Genomic DNA, 24,089 nt, shown 5'->3' with positions numbered 1-24,089 from the left:
GTCAGCGGAAGAAACAACCTCGCGCCGAAATTGTCGATACCGAGCGTTATCAGCAGCGCCGAGTAGCTCTTGGTCGTCCTAGGGAGCCTGCTGTGTCAACAGGACTTCGAACATCACCGGGCTGTCCTGGATCGTCTCGGGAGGAACCTGGAGCCACAACCGTGCGAATCGGTGTGGCTGCGCGACCGTGACCCACACCTTCACGTTCACGTCGGTATGAATCTGCGGCACCAGTCGCGCGGCGGCTGCTTGCGGCAAGGTCCCGCCGACGCGGTAGCCATCGACGCCCTGGATCGTCTCCCGGATCTCCGTCGCCGGGTTGCGAAGGGCGCTCAGCAGCGCGACGAAGTCACCGTCCGGACCGAGGAACCGGTGCACGGTGAACGTCGCCGGACCGTGCTGCGCCTGGCCCTTCGCATCCTTCGTGAACGCTGTATCGCCGTCGATGGTGAAGGAGAAGTCCCGTTTGCCGCTGCTGTTCGCGAGTTCCGCAGTGCCGGTCGCGTGTCCGCCGTTCTCGACGCTCGCTTCTCCGTCGAGCTTGCTCAGCGGCAGCGCGTGCAGTACCCCGTTCACACGGACGGAGAAATGCAGGCTTCGCACCGAGGCAAAGGTCGTTTTGGCGGCGCCCAGCAATTCGCTGCCGCGGGGGAGTGGGGATGACGCTGTGCAACCGCCGACGAGACCGACAAGCAGTAGCGCCGGCAGGAGGCGTCGGCTGAGCATGACCGGGAGCGTACTCGGCTGGCCGGATCCTTTCGGATAGTGGCCTCCAGGCCACTTCCGGCGGTCGTCGCAGTGCCGAAGACTCACCAACCGTGACCGTCGAGACCCGTCCCGCCCCTCGTCTCCACCGCGCATGGCTCATCGCCGCGGCTGCGTTCGTCGCGCTGCTCGCCGCTGCCGGCTTCCGTGCCGCGCCCAGCGTTCTGATCGACCCACTGCACGAAGAGTTCGGATGGTCCCGCGCGACCATTGGTGCCGCTGTGTCGGTCAACCTGGTGCTGTACGGCCTCTTCGCGCCCTTCGCGGCCGCGCTCATGGAGAAGTTCGGTATCCGTCGGGTGTCTGCGACAGCGCTGTTCGTCGTCGCTCTAGGAGCCGGTGGCACAGTCTTCATGAGTTCCAGCTGGCAACTGATCCTCTGCTGGGGCGTACTCGTCGGTGTCGGCACCGGGTCGATGGCAATGAGCTTCGCAGCCACAGTGACCACTCGCTGGTTCGTACGTCACCGGGGCGCCGTTACGGGCATCCTTACGGCCGCAGGCTCCACAGGACAGCTGGTCTTTCTGCCTGTGGTCGCGACGCTCGCTACGCACGACGGCTGGCGCACTGCGTCGCTCGTCGTAGCTATCGCCGCACTCGCTGTGGTCCCCGTCGTGCTCCTGGTAGTGCGTGACCACCCAGCCGACATCGGCACTGTCGCGTACGGCGCTGCGGAGGGCACTGAGGTCGTTCGCCCTGCTCCGAAGACCGGCTCCGCCCTGCGTGCTCTGACAGTGTTGTGGCAAGCCGTACGTACGCGGTCGTTCTGGCTCCTCGCAGTCGGCTTCGCGATCTGCGGCGCGACGACGAACGGTCTCGTCGGTACTCACTTCGTACCGGCCGCGCATGACCACGGCATGCCGCAGACCACAGCCGCGAGCCTGCTCGCGCTGGTCGGGATCTTCGACGTGGTGGGGACCGTCGCGTCCGGTTGGCTGACCGACCGTGTCGATCCCCGCATCCTGCTCGGCGTCTACTACGCGTTGCGGGGACTTTCGCTCGCCCTATTGCCCCAGCTGTTCACAAATTCGGTTCAGCCGAGTATGTGGGCGTTTATCCTGTTTTACGGTCTCGACTGGGTCGCCACAGTGCCGCCGACCGTCGCGCTGTGCCTGCGCGCTTTCGGCGAAGCCGGTCCGATCGTCTTCGGCTGGGTGTTCGCCTGCCATCAGCTGGGGGCCGCCTTCGCCGCGTCGGCGGCCGGCGTTGTCCGAGATCAGCTCGGTGACTACAGGCTCGCCTGGTATGTCGCCGCGGGCCTGGCCGTGATCGCTTCGATCGCGTCGGTGGCTATCACCCGATCAGGGAAAGCCCGGCCCGCCACAGTGCCGTGACCGGTCGCACGTGCGGGGCGCAACGTCTCGGCGACCCGTGAAACATCCCGTTAACACGTGCTCGTTAGGGTGCGGCCATGGATCGCCAGCAGGAATTCGTGCTCCGCACTCTGGAAGAGCGCGACATCCGTTTCGTTCGCCTGTGGTTCACCGACGTGCTGGGGTTCCTCAAGTCGGTCGCGGTCGCGCCCGCCGAACTGGAGGGTGCCTTCAGCGAAGGCATCGGCTTCGACGGTTCGGCCATCGAGGGCTTCGCACGCGTGTACGAGTCCGACATGGTCGCGAAGCCGGACCCGTCCACCTTCCAGGTGCTCCCGTGGGAGACGCCGGACGGCGGTCCGTACTCGGCGCGCATGTTCTGCGACATCGCGATGCCCGACGGCTCGCCGTCCTGGGCCGACCCGCGCCACGTACTGCGCCGGCAGCTGTCGAAGGCCGGCGAAGCGGGCTTCACCTGCTACGTACACCCCGAGATCGAGTTCTTCCTCCTCTCCAGCCTCCCCGACGACGGGACCGAGCCCGAGCCTGCCGACAACGGCGGTTACTTCGACCAGGCCAGTCACGCCACCGCGACGCATTTCCGGCGGCACGCCATCGAGACCCTCGAAGCGATGGGCATCTCGGTCGAGTTCAGCCATCACGAAGGGGCGCCGGGGCAGCAGGAGATCGACCTTCGCTACGCAGACGCGCTCACCATGGCCGACAACGTGATGACGTTCCGCTACGTCGTCAAGGAGGTCGCGCTGACCCAGGGCGTACGCGCGACGTTCATGCCCAAGCCCTTCACCCACCAACCCGGGTCGGGCATGCACACCCACGTCAGCCTGTTCGAAGGTGACCGTAACGCGTTCTACGACGCGGAAGACCCGCACGAGCTGTCCGAGACCGGCAAAGCGTTCGTCGCCGGGGTGCTGCAGCATGCCAAGGAGATCTCCGCGGTCACCAACCAGTGGGTGAACTCCTACAAGCGGCTGATCAGCGGCAGCGAGGCACCGACCACGGTGTCCTGGGGCCGCGCGAACCGCTCGGCACTGGTCCGGGTGCCGATGTACTCACCCGGAAAGGCGTCCTCTCGCCGGGTGGAGATCCGCACCCTCGACTCCGCGTGCAACCCGTACCTGGCGTACTCGGTCATCCTCGCGGCCGGCTTGAAGGGCATCGAGAAGGGCTACGAGCTGCCGCCACCCGCCGAGGACAACATCTGGCAGCTGTCGGACTCCCAGCGCCGCGCAGCGGGGTACGCCCAGCTTCCGCAGAACCTCGGCGAAGCGCTGACAGAGATGGAGCGGTCGGAGCTGTTGCCGGAAGCGCTCGGCGAGCACGTGTACGACTTCTTCTTGCGCAACAAGCGCGTGGAGTGGGACAACTACCGGAGCGCGGTAACTCCGTACGAGCTCCGCACGCTGTTGCCCATGCTCTGACCCCTCCAACCGGGAGGCGCCATCCATGCCCAGCTTCCGCACGGTCCTGACCACTGCGTTCGCCGCAACTCTGACCGTGGGGCTGGCGCCTGGGGTGGCCACTGCCGACTCCTTCGATCTCGACAGGACCGACATCCCGGCGTTACAGGCTCGTATGGCGTCCGGCCGGCTCACTGCAGTCGGTCTCACCACCGCGTACCTGTCTCGAATCCGCGCGATCGACCCACAGGTCAACGCAGTACTTGCGGTCAACCCGCGCGCGCTCGCGCAAGCAATAGCGAGTGACGTACGGCGCGACGCCGGCCGCGTCCGCGGCCCACTCGACGGCATCCCCGTGCTCGTGAAGGACAACGTCAACACCCGTGACCAGCAGACGACCGCAGGTTCCCGCGCGCTCCGCAGCCGTCCCGTGAAAGACGCCACGCTGATCACCCGGCTGCGAAACGCCGGCGCGGTGATCCTTGGCAAAGCGAACCTCTCGGAATGGGCGAACTTCCGCGCGAAGAAGCCGACGTCCGGCTGGTCCGCTGTCGGCGGCCAGACCCACAACCCGTACGTCCTGGACCACAACCCGTGCGGGTCGTCTGCGGGTTCCGCAGCGGGCGTCGCCGCGTCGCTGTCGCAGGTCGCGATCGGCAGCGAGACCGACGGCTCGATCGTGTGCCCGGCCGGCATGACCGGGACCGTTGGGCACAAACCGAGCCTCGGCCTGGTCAGCCGAACCGGCGTGGTGCCCATCTCCGCAGCGCGGGACACCGCCGGCCCGATCGCGCGCAACGTCGTCGACGCCGCGCTGACCCTGTCGGTACTCCAGGGCCGCGACCCGTCGGACCCCGCCACCGCGCGTTACCCCGACGACCAGCCCACGGACTACGCCGCGCTACTGCACCCCGGCGCCCTTCGCGGCGCCCGCGTCGGACTGTGGCGCCTACCGGTCCTCGGGCCGGACACCGACACCGTCGTCACCCACGTGAAGGAATCTCTCCAGCGAGCCGGCGCCACCGTCGTCGAGGTCACGCCGCCGTACCAGGACCGCTTGGCCGAACTCGAGTTCCCGGCCCTGCTGACGGAGTTCCACCGCGACATCGATGCCTACCTCGCGACCCGTCCGACCGGCCCGCGCAACCTCGCGGATCTCATCGCGTACAACCGCCGTGACCCGCGCGAACGCATTTGCTTCGCCGGCCAGGAACTCTTCGAACAAGCGCTGGCCGCGCCCGGCCCGCGTGACCCCGGCTATCTGGCCAACCGAGCCGAGCTGTCGGACCTCGCCCGTCGCTCCCTCGATGAGACCTTGGCGAAGCACCACCTGGACGCCATCGCCTCTCCGACGAACCCACCCGCCTGGCGGACCGACTGCACCACCGGAGACGACGACGTGATCCCGTCCTCCACCCCGGCCGCAGCCGCCGGGTACCCGGACGTCACCGTGCCCGCCGGCGCAGTCGGCCCGCTACCGGTGGGTATCTCGTTCATGGGGGAGCAGTGGTCGGACGCCCGCATGCTCGCGCTGGCCGCGGACTACACGCGCGTCGCTCCTGCTCGCGTCTCGCCTCGATTTCTGCCCGCTTTACCCGGCGCTGTGACCGGGTAGCCGGGCCGCTGGCCCTGCCACGCTCGCGGTTCACCCCCGCCGCATACCCTCTGACCAGCTCCGATCCCGTTAAGTGACCCCCCTGTTTTCGGGCAGTTGCGGAGCATGTAATCTTCTCTTCGTCGCCAGGAACACCGGGCCGGCGGGGCCGAAAGCCTCCCGGACCAGGCGCCAGGGCCGAGCGGTTGACACCGCGAAACGGACCGGGTAAAGTTCAGCGTCGGCCCACGAGCGGCCGCCGAATCCCTACGACTAACCTCGCAGGTATCGGCATGCTCGACCAATAGCTTGAAACAACGCTGATGATCGGCTTGCTTGCGGGTTGGTTGTGGGTGTGTTGCTTGAGAACTCAACAGTGTGCTAGTGAACTAAGCCAGTAGAGCTTTATGTTTGAAACCCCTCGTCGGGGTTTCCTTTGAGATTACATTTAAGTAGTCTGGATTGGACAATTCATTGTTGGAGAGTTTGATCCTGGCTCAGGACGAACGCTGGCGGCGTGCTTAACACATGCAAGTCGAACGCTGAAGCATCTTCGGGTGTGGATGAGTGGCGAACGGGTGAGTAACACGTGGGTAATCTGCCCTGTACTTTGGGATAAGCCTGGGAAACTGGGTCTAATACCGGATACGACTACTGCGGGCATCCGTGGTGGTGGAAAGTTTCGGCGGTACGGGATGAGCCCGCGGCCTATCAGCTTGTTGGTGGGGTGATGGCCTACCAAGGCGACGACGGGTAGCCGGCCTGAGAGGGTGACCGGCCACACTGGGACTGAGACACGGCCCAGACTCCTACGGGAGGCAGCAGTGGGGAATATTGCACAATGGGCGGAAGCCTGATGCAGCGACGCCGCGTGGGGGATGACGGCCTTCGGGTTGTAAACCTCTTTCGCCAGGGACGAAGCGAGAGTGACGGTACCTGGATAAGAAGCACCGGCTAACTACGTGCCAGCAGCCGCGGTAATACGTAGGGTGCGAGCGTTGTCCGGAATTATTGGGCGTAAAGAGCTCGTAGGCGGTTTGTCGCGTCGGCCGTGAAATCTGGAGGCTTAACCTTCAGCGTGCGGTCGATACGGGCAGACTTGAGTTCGGTAGGGGAGACTGGAATTCCTGGTGTAGCGGTGAAATGCGCAGATATCAGGAGGAACACCGGTGGCGAAGGCGGGTCTCTGGGCCGATACTGACGCTGAGGAGCGAAAGCGTGGGGAGCGAACAGGATTAGATACCCTGGTAGTCCACGCTGTAAACGTTGGGCGCTAGGTGTGGGCGACATCCACGTTGTCCGTGCCGTAGCTAACGCATTAAGCGCCCCGCCTGGGGAGTACGGCCGCAAGGCTAAAACTCAAAGGAATTGACGGGGGCCCGCACAAGCGGCGGAGCATGTGGATTAATTCGATGCAACGCGAAGAACCTTACCTGGGCTTGACATGCGCCAGACAGCTGCAGAGATGTGGTTTCCCTTGTGGTTGGTGTACAGGTGGTGCATGGCTGTCGTCAGCTCGTGTCGTGAGATGTTGGGTTAAGTCCCGCAACGAGCGCAACCCTTATCCTATGTTGCCAGCGCGTCATGGCGGGGACTCGTGGGAGACTGCCGGGGTCAACTCGGAGGAAGGTGGGGATGACGTCAAGTCATCATGCCCCTTATGTCCAGGGCTTCACACATGCTACAATGGCTGGTACAGAGGGTTGCGATATCGTGAGGTGGAGCGAATCCCTTAAAGCCGGTCTCAGTTCGGATCGCAGTCTGCAACTCGACTGCGTGAAGTCGGAGTCGCTAGTAATCGCAGATCAGCAACGCTGCGGTGAATACGTTCCCGGGCCTTGTACACACCGCCCGTCACGTCATGAAAGTCGGTAACACCCGAAGCCCATGGCCCAACCCCGTAAGGGGAGGGAGTGGTCGAAGGTGGGACTGGCGATTGGGACGAAGTCGTAACAAGGTAGCCGTACCGGAAGGTGCGGCTGGATCACCTCCTTTCTAAGGAGCACAACACATCCCAGCCCACGGGTTGGGGGTGGCCAGGGTTGAACATCCGAGTGTGGTGTTGCCGTGGTTGCTCAAGGAATTGTGGAACTACTGGTGAGGGCTCATCGCGGTGATGGATGCCGGTGTTAGTACTGGCTTCTTCGGAGGTCGTGGAACGCGCTCGCGGATGTCGGGTGGTGGGTTGTTCACTGTGCACTGTTGGGTTCTGAGGCAACGCACTGTTGTTTCTGGTGTGGTGTTTGAGAACTGTAGAGTGGATGCGAGCATCTTTGTGGTCAAGTTGTTAAGGGCACATGGTGGATGTCTTGGCTTCAGGAGCCGATGAAGGACGTGGGAGGCTGCGATATGCCTCGGGGAGCTGTCAACCGAGCTGTGATCCGAGGATTTCCGAATGGGGAAACCCAGCACCAGTGATGTGGTGTTACCTGCCGGTGAATATATAGCCGGTGTGGAGGGAACGCGGGGAAGTGAAACATCTCAGTACCCGTAGGAAGAGAAAACAACCGTGATTCCGTGAGTAGTGGCGAGCGAAAGCGGAAGAGGCTAAACCGTTTGCATGTCAAGCTGTCAGGCGTTGTGCAGATGGTGTTGTGGGGCCCGCCTTGAAGATTCTGACAGGTCTTCGGGATGACGCATGCGTTAGTGGAACGCCTTGGGATGGGTGACCGGAGTGGGTGAGAGTCCCGTACGCGAAAACGTGTGTTGTTGTTCTTGGTGGTGTTCCCGAGTAGCAGCGAGCTCGTGGAATTTGCTGTGAATCTGCCGGGACCACCCGGTAAGCCTAAATACTTCCTGGAGACCGATAGCGGACGAGTACCGTGAGGGAAAGATGAAAAGTACCCCGGGAGGGGAGTGAAAGAGTACCTGAAACCGTGTGCCTACAAGCCGTCAGAGCCCTGTCGTGGGGTGATGGCGTGCCTTTTGAAGAATGAGCCTGCGAGTTAGTGCTGCGTGGCGAGGTTAACCCGGGTGGGGTAGCCGTAGCGAAAGCGAGTCTGAAGAGGGCGTTCTAGTCGCGTGGTCTAGACCCGAAGCGGAGTGATCTACCCATGGCCAGGCTGAAGCGCGGGTAAGACCGTGTGGAGGGCCGAACCCACTTAGGTTGAAAACTGAGGGGATGAGCTGTGGGTAGGGGTGAAAGGCCAATCAAACTCCGTGATAGCTGGTTCTCCCCGAAATGCATTTAGGTGCAGCGTCGCATGTTTCACCACGGGGGTAGAGCTACTGGATGGTCTAGGGGCCTTACCGGGTTACCGAAATCAACCAAACTCCGAATACCGTGGTGTGAGAGTGTGGCAGTGAGACGGCGGGGGATAAGCTTCGTCGTCGAGAGGGAAACAGCCCAGAACACCAGCTAAGGCCCCTAAGTGTGTGCTCAGTGGGAAAGGATGTGGGATTGCCCAGACAACCAGGAGGTTGGCTTAGAAGCAGCCATCCTTGAAAGAGTGCGTAATAGCTCACTGGTCAAGTGGTCCTGCGCCGACAATGTAGCGGGGCTTAAGCACACCGCCGAAGCTGTGTCACTCACACGATACATCGGCTCGACTCTTCGGGGTTGTGTCTAGTGGTGTGGGTGGGTAGGGGAGCGTCCTGCATCCGGTGAAGCCGCCGTGGAAACGAGTGGTGGAGGGTGTGGGAGTGAGAATGCAGGCATGAGTAGCGAATGCAGAGTGAGAAACTCTGCCGCCGGATGACCAAGGGTTCCTGGGCCAGGCTAATCCGCCCAGGGTAAGTCGGGACCTAAGGCGAGGCCGACAGGCGTAGTCGATGGACAACGGGTTGATATTCCCGTACCCGAGCATGTGCGCCCATGGCGAGGCGGTTGATACTAACCACCTGAAGCCACGCTGGATGCCCTTCGGGGTGGATGGTGTGTGTGGAGCGTGGGATCTGATTCCGTAGTAGTCAAGCGATGGGGTGACGCAGGAAGGTAGCTCCGCCAGTGAGTGGTTGTACTGGTGTAAGCGTGTAGGCCGTCAGGTAGGCAAATCCGCCTGGCAATGGGCTGAGACGTGATGCGTAGCCGTTTGAGGTGAAGTGGGTGATCCTATGCTGTCGAGAAAAGCCTCTAGTGAGTGCATGCACGGCCCGTACCCCAAACCAACACAGGTGGTCAGGTAGAGAATACTGAGGCGATCGGGTGAACTGTGGTTAAGGAACTCGGCAAAATGCCCCCGTAACTTCGGGAGAAGGGGGGCCAGGCACTGTGATACCCCGTGCGGGTGGAGCGGTGTGTGGCCGCAGAGACCAGCGGAAAGCGACTGTTTACTAAAAACACAGGTCCATGCGAAGTCGCAAGACGATGTATATGGACTGACGCCTGCCCGGTGCTGGAACGTTAAGAGGACCGGTTAACTCCTTTTCGGAGGGGTGAAGCTGAGAATTTAAGCGCCAGTAAACGGCGGTGGTAACTATAACCATCCTAAGGTAGCGAAATTCCTTGTCGGGTAAGTTCCGACCTGCACGAATGGCGTAACGACTTTCCGGCTGTCTCGACCACAGGCCCGGCGAAATTGCATTACGAGTAAAGATGCTCGTTACGCGCGGCAGGACGGAAAGACCCCGGGACCTTTACTATAGTTTGGTATTGGTTTTCGGTTCGGCTTGTGTAGGATAGGTGGGAGACTGTGAGGCTGGCACGCTAGTGTTGGTGGAGTCGTTGTTGAAATACCACTCTGGTCGGATTGGGAATCTGAACCTACGCCCATGATCTGGGTGAGGGACAGTGCCTGATGGGTAGTTTAACTGGGGCGGTTGCCTCCTAAAGGGTAACGGAGGCGCCCAAAGGTTCCCTCAGCCTGGTTGGCAATCAGGTGTTGAGTGCAAGTGCACAAGGGGGCTTGACTGTGAGACTGACAGGTCGAGCAGGGACGAAAGTCGGGACTAGTGATCCGGCACCTCCTGGTGGAAGGGGTGTCGCTCAACGGATAAAAGGTACCCCGGGGATAACAGGCTGATCTTGCCCAAGAGTCCATATCGACGGCATGGTTTGGCACCTCGATGTCGGCTCGTCGCATCCTGGGGCCGGAGTAGGTCCCAAGGGTTGGGCTGTTCGCCCATTAAAGCGGCACGCGAGCTGGGTTTAGAACGTCGTGAGACAGTTCGGTCCCTATCCGCCGCGCGCGTAGGATACTTGAGGAAGGCTGTCCCTAGTACGAGAGGACCGGGACGGACGGACCTCTGGTGTGCCAGTTGTCACGCCAGTGGCATGGCTGGTTGGCTATGTTCGGAAGGGATAACCGCTGAAGGCATCTAAGCGGGAAGCCTGTTCCAAGATGAGGTATCCCACCCCCTGTGGGTTAAGGCCCCCAAGAGACGATTGGGTTGATAGGCCAGAAATGGAAGCACAGTAATGTGTTGTCGAGTTGACTGGTACTAATAGGCCGAGGACTTGCCCACGAAGAGGCTACGCATCCACTCTACGGTTCTGAAACACCACACCAGCATCATCACCGTGAGGTGGGTGGTGGGTGTGTGTTGTTTCGGAGTGTTTCGGTGGTTTTAGCGTCAGGGAAACGCCCGGTCCCATTCCGAACCCGGAAGCTAAGCCTGACAGCGCCGATGGTACTGCAACCGAAGGGTTGTGGGAGAGTAGGACACCGCCGAACTCACCATGAACAGGCGAGGCCCCGGTCGAGAACCCCCACAGGTTCTCCCGGGGCCTCCCTGCATACCCCCCCGGGCCGGGCCGTCACCGGCCGACCTCCACACACCTCAGACCACCCCCCATCCACTCACCCCGACACCCCCCCGGCACACAGCAAGCCCCCAGCACCCCGGCAGGGATGTGCTCACCGAACCACACAACACACGACAAACCACACCAGGACCAGGCCACCAGCCTGGTCCTTTCTCCTATGCGGGCGAAGGAAGCCCAGCCCGCACACCGCGGGGGAGGGCGTCCGTACCCTGGAGAGCGTGACCCGCCTGCTGATCATCCAGCCCGATGCCAGTGACCCCGTTGGCCCGCTCGGGGAGTGGTTCGCCGAGGCCGGGGCCGAGCTCGACGTGCGGCTGATGCCGGAACAGCGCCTCCCCGGCGGTCTCGACGGCTACGCCGGTGTCGTCTGCCTCGGCGGTTCGATGGGGGCGCTCGACGACGCGGACCACCCGTGGCTCGCCGGCGTGCGGAAGATGCTCGCCTCGGCGGCCGGCAAAAGGGTGCCGACGTTGGGGGTCTGTCTGGGGGCGCAGTTGCTCGCGGCCGCGACCGGGGGACAGGTCGTGGTCGGGGAGGACGGGCCCGAGGTCGGGCCCGCGCTGGTGTCCAAGAAGGACGCCGCCTGGAGGGATCCGCTGTTCGCGGATTTGCCGTTGGTGCCGGACGTTCTCCAGTTCCACAACGACGTCATCAAGCGGGTTCCGCCGGGTGCGGAGATCCTGGCCTCCGCTCCGCGGTACCCGCATCAGGCTTTTCGGCTCAACCGGTGTGCCTACGGGATTCAGTTTCACATCGAGACCACTCCGGACCTCGTGCGGGACTGGGCGAAGTCTGCACCGGAGATGGCCGAACTCACCCGTCCGGGCGCGTTGAGCGACGAGTCGCTGACGGAGCTGCACGCGGATCTGGCCGAGACCTGGCGCCCGTTCGCCCACCGGTTCGTCCGGTTGGCCGCGGGAGAGCTGGAGCCGGCGGCGGAGGGTCAACACCGGTTGCCGTTGGTTTAACGGAAGATAGCTAGATCACTAACGTAACATTATCGATTCACCCGATCGGTCCGGTACCTTGCGAGTGGTGTATCCGTAGGGTTCGGAGGTCGGGGTGGACCCCTCGCTGTTCGTCGTGCTCGTGATCGGGACGGCTCTCGTTTTCGACTTCACCAACGGCTTCCACGACACGGCGAACGCGATGGCCACGTCCATCGCGACCGGTGCCCTCAAACCCAGAATCGCGGTCGCCGTCTCCGCGGTGCTCAACCTGGCCGGCGCCTTCCTGTCCGTCGAGGTCGCCAAGACCATCTCCAGCGGACTGGTCGACGAGACGAAGATCGACCCGGCCGTGGTGTTCGGCGGGCTCGTCGGCGCGATCGTGTGGAACCTCGTCACCTGGTACGTCGGGCTGCCGTCCAGCTCCTCGCACGCGTTGTTCGGCGGGCTGATCGGTGCCACCTGGGTGTCCGCCGGCGCGGATTCCGTGCATTTTGCCAAGATCGTGGACAAAGTGCTCGTACCCGCCGCGGCCTCGCCGGTGATCGCGGGCGTCGTGGCGGCCGCGGTGACTTACGTCGTGTACCGCTTCGTTGTCCGCCGGCGCGGTGGGCGCGGGTTCCGGATCGGGCAGATCGTGTCCGCGTCCCTCGTCTCCCTCGCGCACGGGACGAACGACGCGCAGAAGACCATGGGCGTGATCACGCTGACCCTTGTCGCCGCGGGTAACCTGCCGGCCGGTTCCGCGCCCCCGTTCTGGGTGATCGTCAGCGCCGCGACGGCGCTGGCGCTCGGTACCTACCTCGGCGGCTGGCGGATCACGCACACCCTGGGGAAGGGCCTCACCGATATTGAAGGCCCACAAGGCTTTTCCGCGCAGACCAGCAGCGCCGGCGTCATCCTGCTGAGTTCGCACCTGGGGTTCCCGCTGTCCACCACGCACGTCTGCTCCGGCGGCATCGTCGGCTCCGGTGTCGGCCGCCACGAGGCGCCGGTGCGCTGGCGGATGGCGGGCCGGATGGTGATCGCCTGGCTGTTCACGCTTCCGGCGGCGGCGCTGGTCGGTGCGGGGGCAGGCAAACTGACCTCGCTCGGCACCGCGGGCACGGTCATCGTCGGCGTGCTGGGGATCGGCTTCGCCCTCGGTGTCTACCTGCTGTCGCGGCGTAAGCCAGTGACGGCGCACAGTTTTCAAGTTCCCGAGCCGTCCGCGGCCGACACCGAACCGAACCGGCTTGCCGCCTGAACCACAGCGCCGTCCGCTACGGTGAGAACAATGGCAGAGCGCGCACGTACGGCTGCTTCAGCGGTCAGGTACGGCTTCACGGACATTCGGGCGGACAGCCTGTTGCGCGCGGCGGGCTGGTGGGACGCCGCGGGCCTGGTTGGCGACGCCTCCGACGTCCTGCTCGCGTTGTCTCGCGCTGCGGACCCCGATCTCGCGTTGCTCGGTATCGATCGGCTACGCGAAACCGACGAGGACGGCTGGCCCGAGCTGGATCGCGCGCTGCGGGGGAATCGAACGCTCCGTGGCCGCCTCATCAGTGTGCTCGGCATGTCGACCGCGCTGGCCGACTTCGTCGTCGCCAACACGGGACAGTGGCGCAGCCTTGAGGACAGCCGCTGCACGGTGCCCGAGACCTTCACCGAACAGCTTCTCGATCGGCTTCGCCGGGACGACGGTACGTACGAGACCGGCTTTGCCGCAGAACAGGCGCTACGTGCGGCTTACCGTGGGCTGCTTCTCGGCATCGCCGCCGCGGACCTCGGCCACCTCGTCGAGCCGGGTCTCGACCAGCCGTCGTTCCCTGAAGTCTCCAGCCAGCTCACGGTGCTGGCCGAAGCCGCGTTGACCGCCGGGCTCGCGGTGGCGGAGCAGGAAACCGGAGCCTCGGCAGAGGGTTCGCTCGCGGTCATCGCGATGGGCAAGACCGGTGGCCGCGAACTGAACTACGTGAGCGACGTCGACGTCATCTTCGTCGGCGCCGACGATGTCATGGTGGCGACCCGGCTGGCCAGCACGATGATGCGGGTGGTCGGCAACGCCTGTTTCGAGGTGGATGCGGCACTCCGGCCCGAGGGCCGCAGCGGAGCGCTCGTACGGACTCTCGAAGGGCACGCGGCCTACTACCGGAAGTGGGCGAAGACCTGGGAGTTCCAGGCCCTGCTCAAGGCTCGCCCGGTGGCCGGGGACGCGGAACTCGGCAGGCTGTACGCCGAAATGGTCGCGCCGATGGTCTGGTCGGCCGCGGACCGGGACAACTTCGTCACCGAGGTGCAGCAGATGCGCCGCCGGGTGGAGGACCACCTGGCCTCCGAACACCTCGAACGCGAGCTGAAACTCGGCCGTGGCGGGCTCCGGGACGTCGAATTCGCCGTGCAGCTGCTGCAGCTCGTGCACGGACGGGTGGACCCGGAGCTGCACTCTCCCTCCACTTTGGACGCACTGGAAGCGCTGGGTGCCGGCGGTTACGTCGGCCGCGTGGACGCCGCGGAGATGGCTTCGTCGTACGAATTCCTGCGTAACGTGGAGCATCGCCTGCAGCTGCGGCGGCTTCGGCGGACGCACCTGTTCCCCGAGGCGACCGACACCGCGGAGCTGCGAGTACTGGCGCGGGCGTGTGGGACCACCCGGTCTCGCGGTCGCAGCCAGGGGGAGTCGCTGCTCGCCGAATTCCGTCGGCACGCACAGGCAATCCGCCGTCTGCACGAGAAGGTGTTCTACCGGCCGTTGCTCCAATCGGTGGCGAACGTGCCGACGGAAGCGTTGCGGCTCACCACGAAACAGGCGGCCAGCCGGCTCACCGCGCTGGGCTACGCGGCGCCGGAAGGCGCGCTCCAGCACATCAAGGCGCTTACGGCGGGCGTTTCGCGACGGGCTGCCATCCAGCAGGCGCTCCTGCCCGTGCTGCTCGACTGCCTCGCCGACACCCCTAATCCCGACGGCGGTCTCCTGTCCTATCGCAAGGTTTCCGAGGCCCTCGAACAAACTCCGTGGTACCTGCGGGTACTGCGGGACGAGGGCACGGTCGTCGAACGTCTGGCGTTCCTGCTCGGTACGTCACGTCTGGTGCCCGATCTGCTCGTCCGCGCGCCGGAAGTGCTGCAACTGCTGGGGGATCCGGCTCGGCTGATCGGGCGGGCCCCGGATGAGGTGGCGACCTCGCTGCTGGCCGCGGTGCGCCGTCAGCCGGGGCCGTCCGCGGCGGTCGCGGCAGCGCGTTCGTTGCGACGGCATGAATTGCTGCGTATCGCGTGTGCGGATCTGCTCGGGTTGATGGACGTTCCCGCCGTGTGCGAGGCGTTGTCGAGCGTGTGGGTGGCGGTGCTGCGGGGCGCGCTGTCGGCTGCGTCCCGGCAGCGGCAGGCCGAACTCGGCCGTGCGCCCGCTTCGGTTGCGGTGATCGGCATGGGCCGGCTCGGCGGGGCCGAACTCGGCTACGGATCCGATGCCGACGTGATGTTCGTCTGTGCCCCGGCGGAGGGCGTGTCGGACGCTGATGCAGTGCGGTACGCCTCGTCCGTCGCGGAAGCTGTGCGGAAGATGCTGGGCACACCGAGCGCGGACCCGGCTCTCGTGGTGGACGCCGATCTACGGCCGGAGGGCCGCAGCGGGCCACTGGTGCGCACTCTCGATTCGTACCGAGCGTATTACCAGCGCTGGGGCGAGGTGTGGGAGGCACAGGCGCTGTTGCGGGCGCGGTTCGTGGCCGGCGACGAGGAACTGGGGCAGCGGTTCCTTGAGATGATCGAGCCGATCCGCTACCCGGACGGCGGGCTGGACGCCACAGGCGCGCGGGAGATCCGGCGGATCAAGGCGCGCGTGGAGACCGAGCGGATGCCCCGCGGCGCCGATCCGACCCGGAACACGAAGCTCGGGCGCGGCGGGCTGGCGGACGTCGAATGGACGGTGCAGCTGCTGCAACTGCAGCACGCGCACGAGGTCCCGGCCCTGCGCACGACTTCGACCCTGGACGCGCTCACCGCGCTCGCCGAGGCGGGGCTGGCGCCCGCCGGTTCGGTGGCTTCGCTGCGGGAGGCGTGGCTGCTGGCCACCCGCGTGCGCAACGCCGGAATGCTGGTACGCGGCAAAGCGGCCGACGAGGTGCCCGGCTCGGGCCGTGACCTCGCCGCGGTGGCGCGGGTGTTCGGCTATTCGGTCGACGACGACCCCGGCGAGTTCCTCGACCGCTACCTGCGGGTGACCCGCCTCGCGCACGCCGTGGTCGAAGAGCTCTTCTACGAGAACTAGGTCCGCGTGGCCGTCGGCAACTAGCCTGAACAGGTGACCGATCACGAACCGTTCCGCACCCGGATCAAGGTGCGGCACTACGAACTCGACTCGCTGGGGCACCTCAACCACGCCGTCTACCACTCCTACGGCGAGGTCGCCCGGCTGGAAGCCCTTACCGCGGCGGGGGACGAGAAGCTCCGGGAAGCCCGTCTTGCCCCGGTGCTGCTGGAATCCCGCATCGTCTACCGCCGCGAACTCCGCTCGGGCGACGAGGTCGACGTGACCTGTGAGGTCGCTTTCGGCGAGGGCAAGGCTTTCCGGATGAGCAGCCGGATCATCAAGCTCGATGGCACGCTGTCGGCCGAGATCGAGTGCACGGTGGGGCTGATGGACCTCGACCGCCGCAAGCTGGTCCCGGACCCACGGGGGCATTTCGAACGGGCACAAGTGGACCTGCAGGTGCTCTCCGCGGCGTGATGATCAGCCCGCGGTGATATCCCGTCTTTTTCTCCGCAATTGCGGAATCTCACTGCGGTGTGGTTCCGTAATTGCGGTTCACCGGGAATCATGGATCCCCCGCCACACCAGGTCCACCAGGGCCTCGGCTTCGGCTTGCCAGCCGTCTTCGGTCAGGAAAAACAGGCCGCCGAGGCTGCGCATCAGGGCCTCGGTGGTCAGGTCCGGGCGGATGGTGCCCGCGTCGACGTTGGCCTCGCGCAGGGCATCCATCGCGTCCAGCATCGACGTGTACTTCGGCAGGTCGCCGGCCCGCAACGCGGCGGACAGGCCTCGCTTGGTCATCATGTAGCGCGCCAGGTGGCCGACGACCCAGGTGCGGAACGCCTCCTCCGGCGAGTGCCGGGCCAGCAGCGACGGCACGACCTCGACCAGGTGTCGCACCTCGCGGTCGTACACCGCCAGGATCAGGTCCTCCGGGGCCGGGAAATGCCGGTAGACCGTGCCGACCCCGACTTCGGCGCGCTTCGCGATCGCGTTGTACGACACCACGCCGGTCCGGGTGAGCGATTCGGACGCGGCGACCAGAATTCTTTCCCGGTTGCGCCGGGTGTCCGCCCGTCTCGGGCTGACCGGCATTCTTCCCTCCCGGGTATCGTGGTATTTCGGGTTTGTGATCTTGTGCCTGGACCCCGCTCCAGTTCGTTGCGAAGCGGATTCTATTCCGCTAGCCTCGGCGGAGCCAGTCCAAGCGGATTTCTATCCGGACAGGCCGGACCCGAACCGGCAGCCACCACAACCACGCCGCCGGACGTCCGTGGACGCCCGCGGGAAAGAGATCGCCAAGTGGACATCTCCCTCGAGATCAACGGCCGGACCGAGCGGCTGAGCGTCGAACCCGGCGTCACCCTGCTCGACGCGCTGCGCGAGCGGCTCGGCATCACCGGGCCGAAGAAGGGCTGTGACCGCGGCCAATGCGGCGCGTGCACCGTGCATGTCGACGGCAGGCCGGTGCTGTCCTGTCTCCTCCTCGCCGCCACCGTGCGCGGGCCCGTGACCACCGTGGAGGGGCTCGCCGCCGAGGACGAGCTGCATCCGGTGCAGCAGGCGTTCGTGGAGCAGGACGCACTGCAGTGCGGATTCTGCACTTCCGGGCAGATCATGTCCGCGGTCGCCGCGGTGCGCCAGGACGTGCCGGACGTGCGTGAGTTCATGTCCGGCAACATCTGCCGCTGCTCGGCGTACCCGAACATCGTCAAGGCCATCGAACAGGCGAGGCAGGCCGATGCGACCCTTTGAGCTGACCGCACCCGCCACCGTCGAGGACGCGCTCGGCTCGGCCGGCACCTTCCTGGCCGGCGGCACCACGCTGGTGGACCTGATGAAGCTGGACGTCCTGACCCCGCGGCACGTACTGGATATCAACGGCCTCCCGCTGCACGGTATCGACACCAGCGACGGCCTGGTTTTCGGTGCGCTGGAACGGATGGCCGACGTCGCCGCGTACCCGGGCGTCTATCCGGCGATTTCCCGGGCGCTGCTGCTGAGCGCTTCGCAGCAGCTGCGGAACATGGCGAGCATCGGCGGGAACCTGATGCAGCGCACGCGGTGCTCGTACTACCGGGACGTGGCCATGCCGTGCAACCGGCGGGTTCCGGGCAGCGGATGCCCGGCGATCAGTGGCGCCAACCGGATGCACGCGGTCCTCGGCACGAGCGACGCGTGCGTGGCTGCGCATGCCAGTGACCTCGCGGTCGCGCTGGTCGCCTTCGACGCAGAGGTCGAACTGTCCGATTCGGACGGTACCCGCACCGTCGCGCTGAACGACTTCTACCGTGAACCGGGCTCGACCCCGGAGGTGGAGCACGACCTGCGCCCCGGCGAGCTGATCACCGAGGTGCGCGTGCCCCGGCTCGACTGGGCGGCGAATTCCACCTATGTCAAGATTCGTGACCGGCAGTCCTACGAGTTCGCGCTGTGTTCCGCCGCGGTCGCGCTCGACGTGCGGGACGGGCAGATCGTGGACGCACGGGTCGCGGCGGGCGGAGTGGCGACGGTGCCGTGGCGGCTGCGGGCGGTCGAGGCCGCGCTACGCGGGAAGGCGACGACCGAAGCGTCCTTTGCGGACGCTGCCGCCGTCGCGGGCGAAGGAGCGCGGCCGTTGTCCGCCAACGGGTTCAAGCCTGCACTGTTGAGGCGAACCATCGTCCGCGCACTGCTGGAACTGACCGAAGGGAACGGCCGATGACCGCCAGGCTGGACGGCGAGCCCAAAGCCACCGGGCGGGCCAAGTACGCGACGGACAACAACTTTCCCGGCCTGGTCCACGGCTACGTCGTGCTCAGTACGATCGCCAGTGGTGAGGTCGAGGCGATGGAGGTGACCGCGGCCAAGGGCGCGCCCGGCGTGCTCGCGGTGTACACGCCGTTCGACTCGCTGAACCTGTCTGCCACCTCCTCGCCGATTGCGGGGGAGACGTGGACTCCGTTGCGTGACAATGATGTCGAGTATCACGGCCAGCCGATCGGCATGGTGGTGGCGGAAACGTTCGAGCAGGCACGCGACGCCGCCGCGCTCGTGGAGGTGTCCTACCGTCGCACGCCGGCGTGTACGTCCTTTGAGGATGGTCTTGCCGACGCCGAGGTCGTCGCGGGCGGAATCATGGGCAACGATGCCGAGATCTCGGTGCTCGCCCCCGGCGTCGAGTCCATTGAGGACGCGCTGGCGGCCAGTGCGGTCGTGGTCGAGGCGACTTATCGCACGGCTGCCCAGAATCACGCGGCGATGGAGCCGCATTCCGCGGTCGCGGTCTGGGCGGACGAGACCATGACCGTCTACAGTGGAAACCAGGGGAGCAACCTCCAGGCGCTGGAGCTGGCCGGTGCGCTGGACCTGCCGGTGTCGTCGGTGCACGCGGTGAACCCGTACGTCGGCGGTGCGTTCGGGGGGAAGGGGCGCTGTTCGGTGCCCGCGTTCCTGGCCGCGGGTGCGGCGCGGGCACTGGGCCGTCCGGTCAAGTGCGCGCTGACCAGGGAACAGGTCTTCACCGGGACCGCGAACCGGCCGGCCACCGTGCAGCAGGTCTCGCTCGGCGCGGACGAGAACGGCACCCTGGTCGCGGTGCGGCACGATTCCTGGTCGAGCACGCCGATTTCCCAGACGTTCATCGAACCGACCTCGCACGGCACCTCGCGCGAGTGGTATGCCACGCCGAACATGGCGATCAGCCAGCGGATGGTGCCGCTGAACATTCCGCTGACCACGTTCATGCGGGCGCCAGGCGAGGCACCCGGCTCGTTCGCGCTGGAGAGCGCGATGGACGAGCTGGCCGTGGCGCTGAAGATGGACCCGATCGAACTGCGCCGGCGCAACAGCTCGAACGCGCCGCCGGGCAACGATCTGCAGTGGTCGAGCAAGCACCTGGACGAGTGCTACTCGGTCGGCGCGCGGGAATTCGGCTGGGCCGACCGGGTACCGAACGGGCGGACCGACGGTGATTGGCTGGTCGGCATGGGCGCCGCGACCGCGATGTTCCCCGCCTTGCTGTTCCCGGCCACGGTCGGGATCACGCTCAACGAGGACGACACCGCGGTGGTCTCGACCAGTGGTGCCGACCCGGGCACCGGCCTGCTGACCATGCTCGCCGCGCTCAGCGCCGAATCACTCGACCTCGCGCCGGAACGGGTCACCCCGCGGCTGGGCGATTCGCGGTATCCCGCAGGCGGGATGTCCGGCGGCTCGACCGCCACCGCGAGCGTCGGCGCGGCGATCGTGGTCGCTGCCAACGAGGTCCTGGACGCGCTGGTCACGCTGGCCGCGTCCCCGGGCGCACCGTTCGAGGGCGAGGAAGTCACCTACGCCGACGGCCGCGTGCAGGGCGAAACCGGCTCCCTGACGTTCGGCGAGCTGCTGCGCGCCGTGGGTCGCGATGCCCTGTCCGCCAGCGGCTCGGCCGGCCCGGGGGAGGAGCGCACGAAGCACTCGTTCGGCTCGTGGGGCGCGCAGTTCTGCGAGGTCCGCGTACATCGGCTGACCGGCGAGGCACGGGTGTCGCGGATGCTCGGCGTGTTCGACGCCGGCCGGATCATCAACGACACACTGGCCCGCAGCCAGCTCTCCGGCGGCATGATCTGGGGTGTCTCGGCGGCCCTGCACGAGGGACTGGAAGTCGAACCGGACGGCCGTCTGGCGAATGCCGACCTGGCGAGTTACCTGGTCCCGGTCAATGCGGACATCCCGGAAATCGACGTCCGTTTCATCGAATACCCGGACACGTTCCACAACCCGGTCGGCGCCCGCGGCATCGGCGAAATCGGCATTGTCGGCGTGGCCGCGGCCATCGCCAACGCGATTTACAACGCGACCGGGATCCGCGTTCGGCACATCCCGATCACCATTGAGGATCTGCTGGTCGACTGAGCGCTGCCGCGCCTGCGTCCGAACAGCAGGCGGCGGCACTGTCGGCACCGAAGGTCCGGGAATCAGCCTTGACGGTGTAAACCTCCCAAGGCTCCTGCCCGGGCCCGTGGACCCACACCTTGTCCTGGACCGCAAAGCAACAGGTCGTGCCGTCCTCGGTCAGGGTTTCGAGCCCTGTGCCAGTGAGGCGCCGGGTGGCCTCGTCCACCTCGTCGGTGGACTCGACCTCGATGCCGAGGTGATCCAGCGCGGTGGCCTGGCCGGGCTCGCCCTCCAGCAGCACGAGCTTGAGCGCCGGTTCGGCAATGGCGAAGTTGGCGTAGTCGGGCCGGAGCTTGGCGGGCTCGGTGCCGAACAGCTTCGAGTAGAAGCCGATCGAGCCCGGCAGGTCGCCGACGCGGAGTGCGAGCTGAACGCGGGACATGGACCCTCCTTGACCAGACGTCCATCGAGGCCTCATCTAGATTGCTGTCTAAGTAGAGGTCTGTCAATATAGACGTATGTCGAAGCAACTGCCGATCGTCGCGACGGACGAGTGCTGCTCCTCGCTGGCGCGAGACCCGCTGTCCGAGGATCAGGCCGTCGAGCTGGCGAAGCTGTTCAAGGCGATGGCCGATCCGGTGAGGTTGCGGTTGCTGTCGTTGATCGCGTCCCACAGCGGTGGTGAGGCGTGCGTGTGCGACCTGACCGGTCCGTTCGAGCTGACCGGTCCCACGATTTCGCATCACCTGAAGGTCCTGCGTGAGGCCGGGTTGATCACCGGGGAACGGCGGGGGACCTGGGTGTACTACCGCGTGCATTCCGAGGTGCTGGCTCGGCTTTCGGCCGTGCTGGTCCCCGGCGGCGAGACGGTGCCGGCGTGATCACTGACGCGTCCGTGGGGGTGGTCGGCAAGCTGTCCGCGCTGGACCGTTTCCTGCCGGTGTGGATCGCCGCCGCGATGGGGGCGGGGCTGCTGGCCGGTCGGTGGATTCCCGGTCTCGGCGGGCTGCTGAACGCGGTGTCGGTGGACGGGATCTCGTTGCCGATCGCGCTCGGGCTGCTGGTGATGATGTACCCGGTGCTGGCGAAGGTCCGCTACGACCGGCTCGGCGCGGTGACCACCGACCGGCGGCTGATGTGGCTTTCGCTGACGGTGAACTGGTTGCTGGGCCCGGCGTTGATGTTCGCGCTGGCCTGGCTGCTGCTGCCGGATCTGCCCGAATACCGTACCGGGCTGATCATCGTCGGGCTCGCCCGCTGTATCGCGATGGTGATCATCTGGAACGACCTCGCGTGCGGTGACCGGGAAGTCGCGGCCGTGCTCGTCGCGCTGAACTCGGTGTTCCAGGTCGCCATGTTCGGTGTGCTCGGCTGGTTCTACCTGGTGGTGCTTCCCGGCTGGCTCGGTCTTCCGCAGACCGGGCTGAGCGTGTCCGGCTGGCAGATCGCCAAGAGCGTACTGATCTTCCTGGGTGTACCACTGGTCGCCGGGTACTTCTCGCGCCGGCTCGGGGAACGGGCGCGAGGACGCGCCTGGTACGAATCGCGATTCCTGCCGAGGATCGGGCCGGTAGCGCTGTACGGATTGCTCTTCACGATCGTGGTTCTGTTCGCGTTGCAAGGCAAGCAGATCACCGATCGCCCGCTCGACGTCGCACGGATCGCGCTGCCACTGCTGGTCTACTTTGGACTGATGTGGGCCGGATCCTACGCGCTGGGCAAGGGAGTCGGCTTGTCGTACGAACGAACCACCACTCTCGCCTTCACGGCGGCGGGCAACAACTTCGAGCTCGCCATCGCGGTGGCGATCGCTACTTTCGGTGCCACTAGTGGACAAGCACTGGCCGGCGTCGTCGGCCCGCTGATCGAAGTCCCCGTGCTCGTGGCGCTGGTCTACGTCTCCCTCGCATTGCGCCGCCGTTTCACGACATCATCCGCCCCCGTGCCCGCGGAGGTCTCCCGTGACCGTTCCTGAAGTGCTCTTTGTCTGTGTCCACAACGCAGGCCGCTCCCAGATGGCCGCTGGTCTGCTGCACCACCGGGCCGCCGGGCAGGTCATCGTCCGTTCCGCCGGGTCCGCTCCGGCCGGCACGATCAACCCCGCCGTAGTCGCGGTGATGGAGGAGCTCGGCATCGACCTGTCGCAGGAGTTCCCCAAACCCCTGACCGCCGAAGCCGTTCAAGCCGCCGACGTCGTCATCACGATGGGGTGCGGCGACGCCTGTCCGGTCTTTCCGGGCAAGCGCTATCTCGACTGGCGGCTTGCCGACCCGGCGGGTCTCCCGATCGACGAGGTCCGTCGCATCCGCGACGAGATAGACCGGCGAGTCGCCGCTCTGCTGGTCGAACTCGTTCCCGCATAGTGGTCCTACGGCGCGAGTTATCCGGCGCAGCCGCTGATTCCGCCGTCGAGCGGGATGACGGTCGCCGTGAGGTAGGCGCCGGCGCGGGAGGCCAGGAAGCGGACGGCGCCGACGATGTCGTCGGCCTGGCCGCAGCGGCCCAGCGGAACCCGGCCGAGCAATTCGGCCTCGGCCTGCGGATCGGCGGACAAGTGGCCGAGCATGTCGGTGCGGAACGGCCCGGGCGCGATGGCGTTGACCGTGATGTTGTCCGGTGCGAGTCGCTTGGCGAGGTGCCTGGTCAGCATGTGCAAGCCCGCCTTGCCGGCACTGTAGGAGTAGTTCTCCCACACGGGGGTGGCGATTCCGTCGACGCTGCCGATGTTGATCACACGGGCGGGCCGATCGGGATCGGCGGCTTGCCGCAGGAGCGGCAGCAGGCCGACGATCAGGTCGAACGGGGCGATGAGGTTCGTGCTGAGGACCTTCGCCCATCCCTTGGCAGGGAACGTTTCCAGCGGTGCGCCCCAGGTGGCGCCGGCGTTGTTGACCAGAAGGTCGACACGGTCGTGATGCGTACGCAGCCAGTCGACGAGTGACCCGGTACCGTCCGATGTGGACAAATCGGCGGGTACGGCGACGCAGCGCCCGGTTACTCCGCCTGCGTTGATCGCGTCGGCGGTGGCCTGGCACTGCTCGGCGTTGCGGCCGGAGATGACGACGTGTGCGCCGTCACGGGCGAGGCCCTCTGCGATCATCGCGCCGATGCCGCGGGAACCGCCGGTCACGAGGGCGGTGCGTCCGCGCACTGAGAACAGGCTGTCGAAGTTCGGTGTGGGCAGCGACGTCGGTTCCATGCCGGGAACGGTAGGTGTCCCGGCCACTTCCTGGCTTGGCCCACGACGCGCGGGG

General features: G+C 65.8%; 17 protein-coding genes and 3 rRNA genes. 16 read left to right on the top strand and 4 right to left on the bottom strand.

The window, feature by feature from the left end; translation table 11 throughout:
* Positions 1-78 precede the first annotated feature (78 nt).
* Positions 79-726 (bottom strand): LppX_LprAFG lipoprotein, encoded by a 648-nt coding sequence (locus ATK36_RS10960; protein ID WP_098511150.1) that lies wholly within the window; start codon positions 724-726, stop codon positions 79-81.
* A gap of 92 nt (positions 727-818) precedes the next feature.
* Between ATK36_RS10960 and ATK36_RS10955 the strand changes: the two genes are divergently transcribed.
* The 10 genes from ATK36_RS10955 to ATK36_RS10910 all read left to right on the top strand — a co-directional run bounded on the left by ATK36_RS10955 (position 819) and on the right by ATK36_RS10910 (position 16,455).
* Positions 819-2,099, top strand: coding sequence for an MFS transporter (locus tag ATK36_RS10955; protein WP_098511149.1), 1,281 nt, complete (start codon positions 819-821; stop codon positions 2,097-2,099).
* A gap of 77 nt (positions 2,100-2,176) precedes the next feature.
* A complete protein-coding gene (gene glnA, locus ATK36_RS10950; protein ID WP_098511148.1) occupies positions 2,177-3,520 on the top strand; it encodes a type I glutamate--ammonia ligase in 1,344 nt (447 codons plus the stop codon).
* 25 nt (positions 3,521-3,545) lie between these two features.
* Positions 3,546-5,114 (top strand): amidase, encoded by a 1,569-nt coding sequence (locus ATK36_RS10945; protein WP_098511147.1) that lies wholly within the window; start codon positions 3,546-3,548, stop codon positions 5,112-5,114.
* Between the two features lie 453 nt (positions 5,115-5,567).
* A 16S ribosomal RNA gene (locus ATK36_RS10940) occupies positions 5,568-7,088 on the top strand.
* Between the two features lie 282 nt (positions 7,089-7,370).
* Positions 7,371-10,496: ribosomal RNA gene (locus ATK36_RS10935) — 23S ribosomal RNA — on the top strand.
* A gap of 92 nt (positions 10,497-10,588) precedes the next feature.
* Positions 10,589-10,705, top strand: a 5S ribosomal RNA gene (gene rrf / locus ATK36_RS10930).
* Together the 16S, 23S and 5S rRNA genes form the textbook arrangement of a ribosomal RNA operon.
* A 310-nt stretch (positions 10,706-11,015) precedes the next feature.
* Positions 11,016-11,765: a type 1 glutamine amidotransferase gene (locus ATK36_RS10925; protein WP_098511146.1), complete on the top strand. Its 750-nt coding sequence runs from the start codon at positions 11,016-11,018 to the stop codon at positions 11,763-11,765.
* A gap of 94 nt (positions 11,766-11,859) precedes the next feature.
* Positions 11,860-12,990, top strand: coding sequence for an inorganic phosphate transporter (locus tag ATK36_RS10920; protein WP_170069687.1), 1,131 nt, complete (start codon positions 11,860-11,862; stop codon positions 12,988-12,990).
* Between the two features lie 30 nt (positions 12,991-13,020).
* On the top strand, positions 13,021-15,996 hold the full coding sequence (locus tag ATK36_RS10915) for a bifunctional [glutamine synthetase] adenylyltransferase/[glutamine synthetase]-adenylyl-L-tyrosine phosphorylase (protein ID WP_098511145.1): 2,976 nt from the start codon (positions 13,021-13,023) through the stop codon (positions 15,994-15,996).
* 33 nt (positions 15,997-16,029) lie between these two features.
* Positions 16,030-16,455, top strand: a complete 426-nt coding sequence (locus tag ATK36_RS10910; protein WP_098511144.1) for an acyl-CoA thioesterase — start codon at positions 16,030-16,032, stop codon at positions 16,453-16,455.
* Between the two features lie 78 nt (positions 16,456-16,533).
* On the opposite strand, the gene ATK36_RS10905 is transcribed toward ATK36_RS10910, so the two are convergent.
* Entirely contained in the window at positions 16,534-17,073 is a 540-nt protein-coding gene (locus ATK36_RS10905; RefSeq protein WP_098511143.1) for a TetR/AcrR family transcriptional regulator, read from the bottom strand.
* 207 nt (positions 17,074-17,280) lie between these two features.
* Between ATK36_RS10905 and ATK36_RS10900 the strand changes: the two genes are divergently transcribed.
* Genes ATK36_RS10900 through ATK36_RS10890 form a run of 3 tightly spaced genes read left to right on the top strand, consistent with a single transcriptional unit; the run spans position 17,281 to position 20,853 of the window.
* Positions 17,281-17,733 (top strand): (2Fe-2S)-binding protein, encoded by a 453-nt coding sequence (locus tag ATK36_RS10900; RefSeq protein ID WP_098511142.1) that lies wholly within the window; start codon positions 17,281-17,283, stop codon positions 17,731-17,733.
* The gene (locus ATK36_RS10895) at positions 17,720-18,682 is read left to right on the top strand and encodes an FAD binding domain-containing protein (protein ID WP_098511141.1); all 963 of its coding nucleotides are present in this window, start codon (positions 17,720-17,722) and stop codon (positions 18,680-18,682) included. The genes ATK36_RS10900 and ATK36_RS10895 overlap by 14 nt, the downstream gene beginning before the upstream one ends.
* Complete coding sequence (locus tag ATK36_RS10890; protein WP_098511140.1) at positions 18,679-20,853, top strand: xanthine dehydrogenase family protein molybdopterin-binding subunit; 2,175 nt, start codon at positions 18,679-18,681, stop codon at positions 20,851-20,853. The genes ATK36_RS10895 and ATK36_RS10890 overlap by 4 nt, the downstream gene beginning before the upstream one ends.
* On the opposite strand, the gene ATK36_RS10885 is transcribed toward ATK36_RS10890, so the two are convergent.
* Positions 20,825-21,277, bottom strand: a complete 453-nt coding sequence (locus ATK36_RS10885; RefSeq protein ID WP_098511139.1) for an ArsI/CadI family heavy metal resistance metalloenzyme — start codon at positions 21,275-21,277, stop codon at positions 20,825-20,827. The two genes, ATK36_RS10890 and ATK36_RS10885, sit on opposite strands and share 29 nt — an antisense overlap.
* Positions 21,278-21,353: 76 nt before the next feature.
* Here ATK36_RS10885 and ATK36_RS10880 point away from each other — a divergent pair, with 76 nt between their 5' ends.
* The 3 genes from ATK36_RS10880 to ATK36_RS10870 are packed head-to-tail and all read left to right on the top strand — an operon-like array spanning position 21,354 to position 23,198.
* Complete coding sequence (locus ATK36_RS10880) at positions 21,354-21,716, top strand: ArsR/SmtB family transcription factor (RefSeq protein ID WP_098511138.1); 363 nt, start codon at positions 21,354-21,356, stop codon at positions 21,714-21,716.
* Positions 21,713-22,810, top strand: coding sequence for an ACR3 family arsenite efflux transporter (gene arsB / locus ATK36_RS10875; RefSeq protein WP_098511137.1), 1,098 nt, complete (start codon positions 21,713-21,715; stop codon positions 22,808-22,810). The genes ATK36_RS10880 and arsB overlap by 4 nt, the downstream gene beginning before the upstream one ends.
* Entirely contained in the window at positions 22,797-23,198 is a 402-nt protein-coding gene (locus ATK36_RS10870) for an arsenate reductase ArsC (protein ID WP_245914604.1), read from the top strand. Before arsB ends, ATK36_RS10870 begins: the two co-directional genes overlap by 14 nt.
* A 17-nt stretch (positions 23,199-23,215) precedes the next feature.
* Here ATK36_RS10870 and ATK36_RS10865 read toward each other — a convergent pair whose 3' ends face one another.
* Positions 23,216-24,034 (bottom strand): SDR family oxidoreductase, encoded by an 819-nt coding sequence (locus tag ATK36_RS10865; RefSeq protein ID WP_098511136.1) that lies wholly within the window; start codon positions 24,032-24,034, stop codon positions 23,216-23,218.
* Between the last annotated feature and the right edge of the window lie 55 nt (positions 24,035-24,089).

The organism is Amycolatopsis sulphurea (assembly GCF_002564045.1).
Classification (GTDB): domain Bacteria; phylum Actinomycetota; class Actinomycetes; order Mycobacteriales; family Pseudonocardiaceae; genus Amycolatopsis; species Amycolatopsis sulphurea.
Note: the sequence above shows the minus strand (reverse complement) of the source record. Positions and strands in the feature narration are given on the sequence as shown.

What these genes read in the sequence shown, in the direction of transcription:
- ATK36_RS10905 (WP_098511143.1), bottom strand. Translation starts at nt 17,073, where the DNA reads ATGCCGGTCAGCCCGAGACGGGCGGACACCCGGCGCAACCGGGAAAGA.
- ATK36_RS10895 (WP_098511141.1), top strand. Translation starts at nt 17,720, where the DNA reads ATGCGACCCTTTGAGCTGACCGCACCCGCCACCGTCGAGGACGCGCTC.
- ATK36_RS10945 (WP_098511147.1), top strand. Translation starts at nt 3,546, where the DNA reads ATGCCCAGCTTCCGCACGGTCCTGACCACTGCGTTCGCCGCAACTCTG.
- ATK36_RS10890 (WP_098511140.1), top strand. Translation starts at nt 18,679, where the DNA reads ATGACCGCCAGGCTGGACGGCGAGCCCAAAGCCACCGGGCGGGCCAAG.
- ATK36_RS10960 (WP_098511150.1), bottom strand. Translation starts at nt 726, where the DNA reads ATGCTCAGCCGACGCCTCCTGCCGGCGCTACTGCTTGTCGGTCTCGTC.
- ATK36_RS10915 (WP_098511145.1), top strand. Translation starts at nt 13,021, where the DNA reads ATGGCAGAGCGCGCACGTACGGCTGCTTCAGCGGTCAGGTACGGCTTC.
- ATK36_RS10865 (WP_098511136.1), bottom strand. Translation starts at nt 24,034, where the DNA reads ATGGAACCGACGTCGCTGCCCACACCGAACTTCGACAGCCTGTTCTCA.
- glnA (WP_098511148.1), top strand. Translation starts at nt 2,177, where the DNA reads ATGGATCGCCAGCAGGAATTCGTGCTCCGCACTCTGGAAGAGCGCGAC.
- ATK36_RS10885 (WP_098511139.1), bottom strand. Translation starts at nt 21,277, where the DNA reads ATGTCCCGCGTTCAGCTCGCACTCCGCGTCGGCGACCTGCCGGGCTCG.
- ATK36_RS10880 (WP_098511138.1), top strand. Translation starts at nt 21,354, where the DNA reads ATGTCGAAGCAACTGCCGATCGTCGCGACGGACGAGTGCTGCTCCTCG.